Origin of the sequence: Adlercreutzia shanghongiae, assembly GCF_035830635.1 — a bacterium.
GTDB classification, from domain to species: Bacteria; Actinomycetota; Coriobacteriia; order Coriobacteriales; family Eggerthellaceae; genus Adlercreutzia; species Adlercreutzia shanghongiae.
The window spans coordinates 43,058-55,913 of record NZ_JAYMFI010000007.1 but is presented as its reverse complement, the minus strand read 5'-3'; the positions used below and the strand labels follow the sequence as shown (position 1 = coordinate 55,913).

Here is a 12,856-nt window from a genome sequence, read left to right as displayed (position 1 = left end):
ATGGTATCCTCGGTGAAGTCTCAGAAAGGGCGAACGATTATCTTCGGGGTTCGGCGACGCCGGATGCGCGGGCGCGGCGGGCCCATAGGGCGCTGGCCGCGCGGGTGCGAGTCGGGCCGCCTAGATAATCTTCTCCCCCTCGGGCTTCATCACGATGGCGAGGAACACGCAGGGCGCGCCGCCGGTGGCCACCATGCCGTGGCCGCGGCCGGAGTCGTACATGACCACGTCTCCCGGGTTCAAAATCTCCTCGTGGTCCTCGTAGGCGAAGCGCATCTGCCCGGAGATGATGAAGTCAAGCTCCTGGCCCTCGTGGCGCGACAGGTGCACCGGCACGTCCTGCTCCTCCTCCAGGTAGGGGGCCGTGACCACGAAGGGCTCGGCCAGCTTGTGGCGGAAGTGCGGCGCCTTGTGCAGGTACTCGAAGCCCGCGCGGCGCTTGATGGAAAGGCCCGCGCCCTCGCGGGTGAGCGAGTAGCCCGTCAGATGCGGGTTCTCGCCGGTGAGCAGCTCGATGACATCGACGCCGAACTTCTCGGCGCACTTGTACAGGAAGGTGAACGACAGGTCCTCTTCCCCGCTTTCCTGGGCGGCGTACTCGGCGGTGGTACGGCCCGTGGCCTCGGCCATCTCCTGCAGGGTAAGATCCATGTCCTCGCGCAGAGCGCGGATGCGCCCCGCCACCTCTTTGATATTCGGCTCCACGACCTGCGACCTCCTTATCGGTTATCGGAAATATCGGTGGCTAGCCATTTTACTGACATCGCGACGGTCAGTATTTCAAATCGATGAAAAAGTCGGTGATGCGCCCATAGTTTTTCCCATAACCCCGCCATAGCCAGATGCGAAAACGAGGGCATTCGCAAAAGAAGGTGGACGCAAAAACGAAGATGTGACGTTACATCTTCGTTTTCTTGGCCGCATTCGAACCCCAAAAGCCCGAAATCGCGCCCTCGTGGCCGCAAACGAGAGGTTTTGCCGTTACATCCTTCAATTCGCGGCCACTTTCGCTCGGCGCTGCGCCCGCCGGGGAGCGCCCATTCGGGGTACAGGGGAAAGAGCGAGTCAAGCGAGGCCGCTCCCGCTTCGGAGAGGGGCGAGTCAAGGAAGGCCGTTCCTCGCTTCGGAAAAGCGCGAGCCGGGGGAGGCCGCTCCCGCTTCGGAGAGGGGCGAGTCAAGGAGGGCCGCTCCTCGCATCGGAGAGGAGCGGCCCCAGCGTGGCTACTTCGCGTAGCGGAGAAGGGCGAGTGCGCTTACGCCATAGCCCCTGCCGCCTGAGCTATCGATTCCAGAGAAACGCCAGACGCGCCCACGTTGGCAACCGCTCCGCCGCCTGGGATGTTCGATGCGCAGGCGCAGGCCATCAGCGAGCCAACGGCGCCCTGTTCTTCGATCAAGTCGTCGATCGTGCCGTCAATCTTCGTGACCCCATTAACGGATACTGCAAGATCGGAGCAGCCATTAACGGCGTAATCCGGCAGAGATGCGCAAAGAGAGCTCGCTGCCTTGAGGAAAACTTGGGAGAATTCGCTCGTTGACGTGACGGCCGACTGGCTGAAGGAGAAGTCGCCCTCAACTTTCGCGGGAGCCTTCTCGGCATCGTTCTGATGTGCGGCTTCCTGTGCAACCATGACGAAATCGGTCGATTCCTGGGCGAGCAGCGGAGACGCGAGCGCAACGCCAGAAGTGGCGAGAACTGCTGCGCCAAGCACTGCAGATGAAGCCTTTACGATAGTGCATTTCACGATTTTCAACCCCCTTACTCTGTCACAGTGAGAATGACGCTGGCATTTTGAGGTTGCTCAGTGCCGCCTTCGTCGATGGCCTTGCTGTGCAGGATATAGGTGCCAGCCTCCTGGGGCGTCCACGTGGCATCGAAATAGACCCACTGGTCCCCGTCGTAATCGTCTGGTACATCGACATAGATCCAATTCACGCCATAGTCGGCACTGAAGGCGATCTGCTTGATATCATGCCCCTCATGCTTCCAGACATAGGCCCATCCATTCATTTCGATGGGTTCGCCGACCTTATACTCGAGACCATCCTTGTTCGGCGTAAACCAGCCAGAATAGACACCCTTTCCTTGCGCCTGCACGGCCGGCATGAGCATCCCTCGACCGAACATCGCAGGCACCTCAGAGCTGAAGTTCAGCTCAGTAACCCACTTGTTCCAGAAACCGCCGCCGACGCCGGGCAGCACATAGGTCGCCGGATAGCCCTGGTCGGCCGTCAGATCATGACCCCAGTACTCATAGGCAATCATCGCGTTCTGCTCAAGAACAAAGTCGGCGTACGTGCTTTCGCCGAAGGGCGAAGAGCACCAGCCGTCGGCACTTTCGGGACGCAGGGAAACCACATCGTCCTTCAGGCCGCCGCACGCCTCGACGATATCCTTCACAAGGACGCCCTTTACGGGAATGTTGCCGATTTGGACGCCATCGATGCCCTGGGCAAGGCAGGACTGAGTCACTACGCGCTCGGTCACCGGCAGCGCCTTCAGCTCGTCCATGGTGAACTCGCGCTCATTCACCACACCAGTGACTTTGAGGGTCCACGTGTCGGTCGACAGATCGGGAACCTCGTAGTTGTTGGCTACGAACATATCCTCCTCGTCGGAAACAGGCTGGGACAGCGTCACGTCGATATCGAAGTCAGCCAGAGACGTAACGCCTACCATGCTATTGGCAGGCTGCTGACGGCCCATGAGCCATTTCTGCACGTTCGGCTGAGCCGAGTTGTAGTAGCCGCCGAGCTGATCGGTGTACTTGTAGTCGTCCCACAACACGATGTTGTCATCGTTGTCAAGCGCATGGCAGCTCCAGCAGTTGCCCGCTTGCTCATTGACGAACGTCTCGTTGCTGTAGTGCGCGCTGTGCAGAAGATCGCCCAATTTCGGCCCCGCCAGCGGTACAGCGGACGTATGGCATTCAATGCAGTCGCGGATAGCGGTGCTCTGACCGTAACCCGGCTTCGCTGTCATCAAGTGCGGCATGGGACTCACGTCCTTTATGACGCTCCACAGGTCGGGATGGCACGAGTTGCACCCGCGATTGCCCTCGTTGACGTACACCTCGTTGAAGTGCGTGTCGGCAAGCACGCCGCTATCGTTGGTCAAAAAGTTTGCGAGCCCTGTCTCGGCCAGCTCGGGCTCGCTAGCTGCCGACTCCGCAACGGCCGGAGCGACCTGGGGCTGGCATCCGAAAAGTGCCAAGCCCGCCATGGCCGTCATCGCTGCTATGACAAGAAGCGCAACTGCCGCCTTCCGCATACGACGCGGCCTGTTCTCTTTCTTCACTTTCTCTCACCTCTCTTTCGCCTTCTTCCATAACTCAGGCCCCTCTTTCCTCCTTTCCCTCTCCATTCGATCCTCTCGTCGGACCGATCCAAGGGCCTGCTGCCGTCAGTGTGCGCATGGGAGCCTCAACGCGCATCGGCTTTTTCGATTGATTGTCATCTCCCTTGCTCTACGACAGGGGTAAACCATATCGACAGATTTTGTCGATGTGCTCCTAGCGGGGAATTGGTAGGCTTCCGATAAGATCGAGAGACCAGGAGGAATCCCATGAACCGCCCTTCAGAAAACATCCTGCGCCTGACAAAGAGGGCCTCGCTCCTCGCAATCGCCGCAGTCATATCCGTGCTCACCTGCGCATGCACGACTGCGGAGAGCATCGCTCGACCCCAACCCGCGCTCGGCGACGACTACGCCATAGCTCTGGAGGCTGCCCGCGAAACTCGAAGCGACGCGACGCTCGTTGGCGTGACTATGAAAGATGCTGCCTCGGACGCACCTGCATCATGGTGCTACGTGTTCGGCTCGGAAGAGGCCGGATGCTTCTACGTGGTGAACCTCGACACAGGCGATCCGACGGTGGTCCCCTCCATGGAGTCGCATTGGCGATCCGAGATATGGCAGCGGGTGGCCGAGGCCTCGCCCACTGTCGATGCGGACGAGGCTTACGGAAACGTATGCGACGAATATCTCGGCGGGCGCTGCAATCAGAGCTACCGGATGAGCTACTTCGCTTACGCGCCTGCCGACAACGATACCGCTGAGCTATCGAACGAGTGGATCATATCGGTGTTCGATCCGGATGAAGAGGGCGAAGATGCCGGAAGCGGGGAGGCGGCCGACGAGCAGTTGCCTCCCTCATCGCGGTCATTTTCCGTAGATGCGGTTACAGGCGCTGTTTCGCCTCTGCAATGAGCTTGCTCAGGTCATTGTAGGTGTGAATACCCATCTTCGTGTAGATGTGGTTTATATGGGTGCGCACCGTTGAGTAGGATATCGTGAAGGCATCCTGTATCTGGGCAACGCGGTAGCCCCGCGCAAGCATGGAGAACACCTCGCGCTCACGGTCGGTGAGTCCGTACTCGTCGCCGAGCTTTCCGAGCAGCTCCTCGAAAGGAGCGCGCCGCGACCGTTCGACCTTATCCTCATCGAAGGACAGCAGACCCCACAACGTGAGCATCTGGTGATTGTTGAGCAGAGTCAAACGCGTGGTGTAGAGAAGCGTGAAGGAAAGCGCCGTGGCGGCGGCAAGCCCTGCTGAGCCCAGAAACCCCTCCACGTGCTGGGCAAGCACCGTCGCGACGGCAAATCCCGCGCACGACGCAAGTTGCGAGACCGCCAAACCTTGGGCAGCCACGATGGAGAACAATTCGGGCACCTTCCAAGAAATCTCGAAATAGACCGTTGCCATAAAGAGCAGGAACACGTTGAACCCCGCCACGAATAGGACGTTGCTTGCGAACGGAATGCCTCCGACGGCCCAGGGCAACAAAAGCATCCCCACCACAAGGAAGGCCACCGAGCAATCGGAGGCCGTGATGGTAGCCTCAGATACATGGATGAGCTGCCTTACCAGGATAAGCAGCACCATCGAGGCCAAAGCAGTTCCGACGAACTCGGGTCCCACGCAGAGGACATCGCTGGCAGCCCTGCTCATAAACGATCCGGACACCCCCGCCATAAAGCCAAAGACGAAAAGAAAGCCAACCAATGCTCCGACTATGCTGCCCGGTATGAGATAGGGCTTCTGCTGTCTCGCAATTGCAGCCTCAGTGCGGTCTCCGCTACAGACCCTGCTGGTCTTGCGGTACAGGCAGAGTGACGCGAAAGATACCCCGACGAGAAGCAGGGGCGGCGCAGCGCTCCAGAGAAAGGACGACGCGAAGAGCCCCGCATCCACCACAGAACCGACCAATGCGCTTCCCGCCAGCAAATAGTAGGCATCACTCCGCGCGCAGGCCGCATAGCGCTCCCACCATGCGATGCAGGCGGCCCCGCTGGCGAAACCGCACAGAATCACCGCCGGCACCGTAGTGGAAGCAGCACTGCCGGGGGCGAGAAGGAGCATTGCGCCGAATGCGCATCCGAGAAAAGTCAGGGAGGTGACACGAGGTTGAGACGACAAGGGGCCCTTCAACCTCACAATCAGGGCCATCGAGAAGAACCCGGCAATAAGGCTCCCCGAGCAGATGGCCTGAAAGAGCAGGGGGTCGGAATGACCAGCGACTTCATTGAGATGCAGCAGATACATCTTGACGAAATTCAGAAAAGCAACGCTTAAGCCGCCTCCCACAAGATTGCATTTGTGCGTTCTCAGCCACTCCCCCACCCTCATGACAACCTAGGCCTTCCGGCGCAAGAGGGCAAGGAAGTGGGCGTCGGGGCCGGACGGGACGAGGGTGGTGGAGAAGAAGGGGGTTTGGATGCCCAGCTCCGGGTTGTCGTAGGGGACAAGCTCGAAGGCGGCGCCGGCATCGCTTTCGAGGAACTTCTCCACGGCATCGGCGTTCTCCTCGTGAGTGATGGTGCAGGTAGCGTAGGCCAGAATGCCGCCGGGGGCCACATGCGCCGCCGCCGAGGCGAGAAGCGCCCGGTCGAGCTCGGCCTGCTCGGCGATGGTGCCGCGGCGCAGGCGCCAGCGGATGTCGGCATGGCGGCGCAGCGTGCCCAGGCCCGTGCAGGGAGCGTCGATGAATACGACGTCGAAGGTGCGCTCGCCCACCACGGCCGCAAGGTCACTTCCGTCGCCGGTGAGCGCCTCGGCCACGTTCGCGCCGTACTGCTCGGCGCGCTCGCGCAGAAGCTTCGTCTTGAAGGCGTGGTTGTCCACGGTGACGTAATCGGGGATCTGCTCGCCGAAGCGGCGGCACGCGCAGCTCTGGTCGAGGATGGTCTTGGTGGCCCGCCCCGCGCCGACCTCGAGGAACGAATTCGGAAGGCGCTCTCCCACCACCAGGCTCGCCACGGCCTGGGAGGTGGCATCGGAGACGAGGAGCAGCCCCTGGTTGAGCATGCGGCGCACGCGGCCGTCGAGCAGCACCGTGCCCGAGGCGAGGCGGTAGCAGCCGGCCACGACGCGGCCGCCCACCACGACGGGCTCGGGCTCGCCGTGGGCATCGCGCAGCACGGAGACGACCTCATCGTCGGTCGCCTTCGCCGCGTTCACGGCCACAAAGACGGGGGCGGGCTCGTTGGAGGCCTTCATGAAGTCGTGGGCGCCCTCAGGCCCCAGCTCCTTCAGCAGCCGCTCGGCGAGCCATACCGGAAAGCCGTGCAGGCGCGCGTAGGCGGCCAGATCGGTGCGAGGGTCGCCGAAGGGGAAGGATTCCTTGGCGCGCACCACCCGGCGCAGCACCGCATTGGCCAGGCCACTCGCCCGCGGGGCCACGGAGCGCACGAGCTCCACCCCTTGGTCGACGGCGGCGTGGGGGCTTTTCTCCAGGTAGATGATCTCGTAGACCGATAGATCCAGGGCATCGCGCACCGCCGGCGAGACGTCGTCGGGGGAATCCATGCAGGAGTCGAGGATCTCATCGAGCGTGCCGCGCGTGGAGACGACGCCGAGCACAAGGCGGGTGGCGAAGGCGCGATCCTCGCGAGAGAGCCGCGACTCGTCGATGGTCTTGGCGATGACCTCCTGCGCGAAGGCGTCGCGCTCGCGCAGCTGATGGATGGCCGAGAGCGCCAGCTCGCGGGCGGAGGTGGCGCGCTTTCCATAGCTTTTGCCCTTGCGCTTATCGTGCTGGCGGCGGGCGTCCTCGGCGCGCGCGGGGCGCTCGTCGCGCCGTACGCTGTCGGGACGGGGAGCGCCGCCGGAACGGGGGCCGCTGTCGAGACGGGGACCGGCGGGACGGGAGGCGCTGTCGCGGCGGGGGCCGCCGGAACGGGGACCGCGATCCGGCTTGCCGCTCTTGCCCTCCTTCTGGTCCTTGCCGAAACGGGCGGGACGGCTCTTGTCGAAGGGGCGGTTCTTGTCGCCGCGCGTCGAACGGCTCTTATCGAAGGGGCGGCCCTGGGCGGTGCGGTCTCCCTGGGAGGCGCGGTCGTAGGCGCGGCGCTGATTGTGGGCGCGATGATCGTTACGCACAGGTCCACACCCCCTCGCCGGCGCGAAGGGCCGGCACACCGGCGGCAAACGCCGTGGCGGCCATGGCCTTCTTCCCATCCGGCTTCAGCTCGGTCACTTCCAGGGCACCGTCGGCAAAGCCGAGGTAGAGGCGCTTGGCGATGAGCGCGGCGGCGCCCTCGGGCACGGTCGCGCCTTCGGCCGGCGAGGCGGCGAGCACCGTCACCGTCTTGCCGGCGATGGAGCACTTGGCCGGATGGGCCTCGTTTGAGGCGCGCACCTTGCGCCAGGCTAGGCTGGCGCCCTCGGCCGGGTCGAGGTTCAGCTCGCCCTTGGCGATCTTCTCGGCGTAGGTGACCTGCGCCTCGTCCTGGGCAACCCAGCGGAGGTTTCCGGCCTCGGCCTGGGCGAGCGCCGTCAGAAGCGCGCTGGCGCCAAGGGCGGCCAGCTCGTCGGTGAGCTCGGCGGCGGTGAGCGCGCCGGCGGGCACCGAGCGGCACACGCAGAAGTCGCCCGTGTCGAGCCCCTCCTCCATGGCCATGATGCACACGCCGATCTCCTCGTCGCCGGCCAGGATCGCCCGCTCGATGGGGGCGGCCCCGCGCCAGCGCGGCAAAAGCGAGCCGTGCACGTTCAGACAGCCGTAGCGCGGCAGCTCGAGCACTTCCTTGGGAAGGATGGCCCCGTAGGCGGCCACGCAGATGGCATCGGGCTTAAAGGCGGCGAGCTCGGAGAGCGCCTCGGCGTCCCGCAGGGTGCGGGGGCACCGCACGGGCAGGCCGCGGCGTTCGGCCACCTCCTTCACCGGCGAGGGCACAAGCGCCCGGCCGCGGCCGCGCACGGCGTCCGGCCGGGTGTAGACGGCCACCACCTCGTGACATTCGGCCACTTCGTCTAAGATCTCGGCCGCGAACTGCGGCGTTCCCATGAAGACGACGCGCACGCTACTTCACCTCGATATCGGTGTCGCCGGGTCGCGCCCCGTTGGCCTTGGCCTCCTCGTAGGCGCGCAAAGCCTCGATGCGGGTCACCGGATCGCAGCTCTCGAAGAGCGTCTTGCCGTTCAAATGGTCGATCTCGTGCTGCAGGCAGCGGCCCAGCAGGCCGTCGCCCTCGATCTCCCACAACTCGCCGTCCAGATCGTAGTACTGGACGCGGGCAAAGGGCTGGCGCTTCACGGGAACGGTGACACCCGGGCACGACAGGCAGCCCTCGCCGCCCTCCTCCGGCTCGCCGGATAGCTCGACGATTTCGGGGTTCACGAGCACGATGGGGTTCTTCTCCCCCTTCTCGCCGTCCCAGTCAACATCGATGACGATGAGGCGCTTGGTGACGCCCACCTGGGGCGCGGCGATGCCGCAGCCGTAGTTCTTGTACATGGCGTGGGCCATCTGCTTGGAGAGACGCTTGAGAGACTTGTCGGTAAGGTCGCACGGCTCGCAGACCGTGGAGAGAATCGGATCGGGGGAAATGACGATGGGAAGCACGTTAGTCCTAACTCTTTAGGTTTTTGACTGCGGATATTCTGAAGCCACCTCGCCCCTCTGTCCAGATAGAGCGCGAAATCTACGGAACGAGGCGAGACGACAGCTAGCTGGCCGGCAAGGCCCGATGGGCGACGCGGCGGGTGGCGACGTCCATCTGCAGAGTAGTGACGGCGGCATGCAGAAGCTCGGCCTCCTCCCCTTCGGCGCCGGCGTTCATCTGGGCCGTGAGCGCGCCGATGGCGTCCTCTGCATCGCCTAAGGCCAGCTCCTCGGCCAAATAGGCGCCGATGGCCTCGGGGGTGCTCGACGGATAAGACGAGCCGGCCGTGAGCACGCGGGCGGCATGGGGCGTGGCAAGGGTCGCCTTGGTGACGATGTCCGCCGCTGACGCGGTGGGGTTTTCGGACAGCGTGGCCAGAATGCTCTCGGCCAGAAGACGGTGCACCTCCTCGTGCCACTGCACCTGGGCTAAGGCATCGGCGTGAATCAGGCCCACCAAGGGATGCTGGGCCGCAAGAGCGAGGAACTCGCGCTCGAAGCGCAGGCGGTTGAGCTCGGCCTGAGAGAGCGCTCGTCGCGGGGCGCGGGGCGCGGGCATCTCGGCGGCCGGGTCGCCGTCGTCGTGTTGGAAGGGTCGCGGCGCCTCAAGGGAGGCCAGTCGGTCGAGCACGTCGGCCTCCTCGATGCCGAGGCGCCCAAAGGCCCGCAAGCGCGACCAGGTGCGCACGGCGTAGTCCTTCGCCACGAGCGAGTCCTTGATGGGAGCGAGCACGGCCAGGCACTCGGCCAGGGCACGGTCGCGGCCTTGGGGCGTTTCCAAGTCGCAGCTTTCCAAACGCCGCTCGATGCCGTATTCCAAAAGGGGCTTGGCGCCATCGACAACCTCGCGCAGGGCATCGGCGCCCTTGGCCTGCACGAACTCCGCCGGGTCGAGGTTGTCCGGCAGGGTCACGGCCACCAGCTCCAGCTGGGACTTCCCGGCCTGCTCGGTCATGGACTTGTCAATGAAGGCCAAGGCACGGTCGGCAGCGCGCTGACCGGCGGCATCGCCGTCGAAGAGGTAGACGATGCGCTTGGAGGCATGGCGCGAGAGCACGCGGATGTGGCGCATGGTGAGCGCCGTGCCGAGCGTGGCCACGACGTTTTTCACACCCGCCTCATGCAGCGCGATGACATCGGTGTAGCCCTCGACCACAATGGCAGTGCCCGTTGAGGCCATGGCCGCTTTGGCGTGATCGAGGCCGTAGAGCACCTGGGACTTGTGGAACAGCGGCGTTTCCTGGGAGTTCAGATACTTCGGCTCGCCGGTGCCGATGACGCGGCCCCCGAAGGCGATGACGTCGCCCTGCACATCGCGAATGGGAAACATCACCCGGTTGTAGAAACGGTCGCGCAATCGCCCATCGCGTCCGTCGAGGGCCACGTTGGCGGCGATCATCTCGTCGGATTTGAAGCCGAGAGCCGAAAGATGGCGCACGAGCGCCCCGCGCCCGGGGGCAAACCCCAGATCCCACCGGTTGGGCACTTCCCCGCCGAACCCTCGGCTGCCCAGATAGGCCCGGGCCGCATCGGCTTCTTCGCCCCGGCCGCGCATGAGCTGGGTATGGTAGAACTCCGCCGTACGGGCGCAGATTTCCTTGAGGCGGGCCTTGCGGGAAGCGGGCATGGCGGCCCGTCCCCCTTCTTCCACGATATCGATATGAGCGCGCTCGGCCAAACGGCGCACTGCCTCGGGAAAGGTGAGGTCTTCGGTCTTCATGATGAAGGAGAACACGTCCCCGCCCTCGCCGCAGCCGAAGCAGTGCCACAGCTGGGTGGCGGGGTCGATCTTGAACGAGGGGGTCTTCTCCTGATGAAGCGGGCAGCAGCACCAAAAATCGCGGCCCTTTTGCTTGACCGGGGTGCGCTCGCCGATGACTGCCACAAGATCGCTCGCGTCGCGAACTTTCTGGATATCCTCGTCGCTAATGCCGGCCACGCGCCCCTCGCTTCTTCATCGTCGTTTTTTTGGAGAGTATAGCACCTCGTGCGCAAACAGATGTTCCGCGGCTACCATAGCGGCAAACAACGAAAGACGAAAGCGAGCACCCATGGCAGAGACCACGTCCCCCTACCTCACCTTAGACCCCGTCATTGAAGAGGCCATCATCGCCGACCGCGCCGCTGGGCGCACGAGCCCCTATCGGTTCAACGACAACGACGTGGTACGCCGCGAGGACTTTGTCCATGATAGAGCGACGCTCACGCGTCCGGCCTTCGTGCGCGACATCGAGAAGGTCCTGAACATCCCGGCCTATAATCGTTATGCCGACAAGACCCAGGTGTTCTCCTTCGCCGAGAACGACGAGATTTCCCGGCGCGGCCTGCACGTGCAGCTTGTGAGCCGCGTGGCCCGGGGCATCGGCAGCCTGCTCGGCCTCAATTGCGACCTCATTGAGGCCATCGCGCTGGGCCACGACGTGGGACACACCCCCTTCGGCCATGCGGGCGAGCGCTTCCTGTCCGATTGCTACCATGCCCGCACGGGGCGCTATTTCAATCACAACGTGCATTCGGTGCGCGTGCTCGATCGGCTCTACCGCCGCAACGTGTCGCTGCAGACCTTAGATGGAGTACTCTGCCACAACGGCGAGTTCGCCCAGCAGCGCCTTGCGCGCGGCACCTGCGGGTCCTTCGAGCAGCTCGACGAGATGGTGGAGGCCTGCAACGCCGATGAGACCACCATCAAGACGTTGCGCCCCTCCACGTTGGAAGGCTGCGTTGTGCGCGTGAGCGATATGATCGCCTACATCGGCAAGGACCGCCAGGATGCTCTGGCCATGGGGGTCATCGACTCGCTCGATGTCTTCGACGCCGACATCATCGGCGCCACCAACGCCAAGATCATCAACAACCTCACCGTGGACATCGTGAACAACTCCTACGGCAAGCCGGAGATCGCCATGAGCGAGGCAGTGTTCCAAGACCTCAAGCGGGCCAAGAGGCAGAACTACGAGGTGATCTACCTGAAAGAGGGCATGGTGGATGAGACGGATAACCTCGTCCAGGAGATGTTCGAGGAAATGTACGCGCGGCTTCTGCGCGATTTGGTGGAAGATCGTCGCACAAGCCCCATTTTCCAGCATCACGTGAAGCGCCTGTGCGCCGCCTCGCGTACCATCAAGCCCGAGGAGTACCTGGCCGGCGACCCGAACCAAGTAGTGGTGGACTACATGGCCTCCATGACCGACAGCTACTTCATGGCCATCTACGCGCACCTGTTCCCCGAAAGCCCGCGCCACATCCAAACCCGCGGCTACTGCGCCGACCTCGTTTGAAAAACCATGGCGAATTCGCTATAATGCGAGCCAGGCGGTCACCCGGGGCAACGGGCGGCTGCTTCACATAACTGCAGTTTATGTGTTTGAAAGAGCCGCTTTCCTAATGCTGGGTGGGCGGCTATTTCTTTACCCGCAAGGTGATTTTAATTATTGAATCCCGTGTCTTTTTTATGGCAGGAAGGATTATCAGCGGCGGTAGTGGCGAGTTCGTCGCAGCGTTCATTTTCGGGGTGGCCCGCATGGCCCTTCACCCAGACGAACTTCACGGTATGCGGCTCTTTGGCAGCAAGCAGACGCTTCCATAAATCCACGTTCTTCACCGGTTGTTTCTGAGCGTTCTTCCAACCGCGCTTGAGCCAACCTGCCACCCAGTTCTGGTTGAAGGCGTTCACGAGGTATTGCGAATCGGAATAAACCGTCACCGCACATGGGCGCTTAAGGGCTTCAAGACCCACGATGCAGCCGAGCAGCTCCATGCGATTGTTAGTGGTGCGGGAAAAGCCTTCAGAGAACTCCTTCTCATGCACCGCGCCCGAAGGAGCCTTGTAGCGTAAGATGGTGCCGTAACCTCCGGGGCCGGGGTTGCCTCGCGAAGACCCGTCAGAATACAGCGTCACTTCCAAAGCGGCACCTCCCCCGCGCCGGGTACGGCCCTCAGAAACCAGGCCGGCCTCGGTCAATTCATTGA

General features: G+C 63.2%; 11 protein-coding genes. 2 read left to right on the top strand and 9 right to left on the bottom strand.

Features of this window, described 5'->3' with window-relative positions:
• Nucleotides 1-120 precede the first annotated feature (120 nt).
• The 3 genes from VJ923_RS04175 to VJ923_RS04165 form a co-directional block, all read right to left on the bottom strand.
• On the bottom strand, nt 121-705 hold the full coding sequence (locus tag VJ923_RS04175; protein WP_326438860.1) for a helix-turn-helix domain-containing protein: 585 nt from the start codon (nt 703-705) through the stop codon (nt 121-123).
• Between the two features lie 548 nt (nt 706-1,253).
• The gene (locus VJ923_RS04170; RefSeq protein WP_326438858.1) at nt 1,254-1,745 is read right to left on the bottom strand and encodes a hypothetical protein; all 492 of its coding nucleotides are present in this window, start codon (nt 1,743-1,745) and stop codon (nt 1,254-1,256) included.
• 14 nt (nt 1,746-1,759) lie between these two features.
• On the bottom strand, nt 1,760-3,298 hold the full coding sequence (locus tag VJ923_RS04165; protein WP_326438857.1) for a molybdopterin-dependent oxidoreductase: 1,539 nt from the start codon (nt 3,296-3,298) through the stop codon (nt 1,760-1,762).
• Nucleotides 3,299-3,565: 267 nt separating this feature from the next.
• On the opposite strand from VJ923_RS04165, the gene VJ923_RS04160 reads away from it, so the two are divergent.
• Nucleotides 3,566-4,210 carry a hypothetical protein gene (locus VJ923_RS04160; protein ID WP_326438856.1) on the top strand — a complete coding sequence of 215 codons (645 nt, stop codon included), beginning with the start codon at nt 3,566-3,568 and terminating at the stop codon, nt 4,208-4,210.
• On the opposite strand, the gene VJ923_RS04155 is transcribed toward VJ923_RS04160, so the two are convergent.
• From VJ923_RS04155 to dnaG, 5 genes are all read right to left on the bottom strand, one after another.
• The gene (locus tag VJ923_RS04155; protein WP_326438855.1) at nt 4,182-5,588 is read right to left on the bottom strand and encodes a helix-turn-helix transcriptional regulator; all 1,407 of its coding nucleotides are present in this window, start codon (nt 5,586-5,588) and stop codon (nt 4,182-4,184) included. The two genes, VJ923_RS04160 and VJ923_RS04155, sit on opposite strands and share 29 nt — an antisense overlap.
• Before the next feature lie 48 nt (nt 5,589-5,636).
• Nucleotides 5,637-7,382, bottom strand: coding sequence for a transcription antitermination factor NusB (locus tag VJ923_RS04150; protein WP_326438854.1), 1,746 nt, complete (start codon nt 7,380-7,382; stop codon nt 5,637-5,639).
• A complete protein-coding gene (fmt, locus tag VJ923_RS04145; protein WP_326438852.1) occupies nt 7,375-8,304 on the bottom strand; it encodes a methionyl-tRNA formyltransferase in 930 nt (309 codons plus the stop codon). Before fmt ends, VJ923_RS04150 begins: the two co-directional genes overlap by 8 nt.
• A gap of 1 nt (nt 8,305) precedes the next feature.
• On the bottom strand, nt 8,306-8,848 hold the full coding sequence (def, locus tag VJ923_RS04140; RefSeq protein ID WP_326438850.1) for a peptide deformylase: 543 nt from the start codon (nt 8,846-8,848) through the stop codon (nt 8,306-8,308).
• A 103-nt stretch (nt 8,849-8,951) separates the two neighbouring features.
• Nucleotides 8,952-10,826, bottom strand: coding sequence for a DNA primase (gene dnaG / locus VJ923_RS04135; protein ID WP_326438848.1), 1,875 nt, complete (start codon nt 10,824-10,826; stop codon nt 8,952-8,954).
• A 112-nt stretch (nt 10,827-10,938) separates the two neighbouring features.
• Here dnaG and VJ923_RS04130 point away from each other — a divergent pair, with 112 nt between their 5' ends.
• A complete protein-coding gene (locus VJ923_RS04130; RefSeq protein ID WP_326438846.1) occupies nt 10,939-12,165 on the top strand; it encodes a deoxyguanosinetriphosphate triphosphohydrolase family protein in 1,227 nt (408 codons plus the stop codon).
• Nucleotides 12,166-12,311: 146 nt separating this feature from the next.
• On the opposite strand, the gene rnhA is transcribed toward VJ923_RS04130, so the two are convergent.
• Nucleotides 12,312-12,791 (bottom strand): ribonuclease HI, encoded by a 480-nt coding sequence (gene rnhA, locus VJ923_RS04125; RefSeq protein ID WP_326439087.1) that lies wholly within the window; start codon nt 12,789-12,791, stop codon nt 12,312-12,314.
• Between the last annotated feature and the right edge of the window lie 65 nt (nt 12,792-12,856).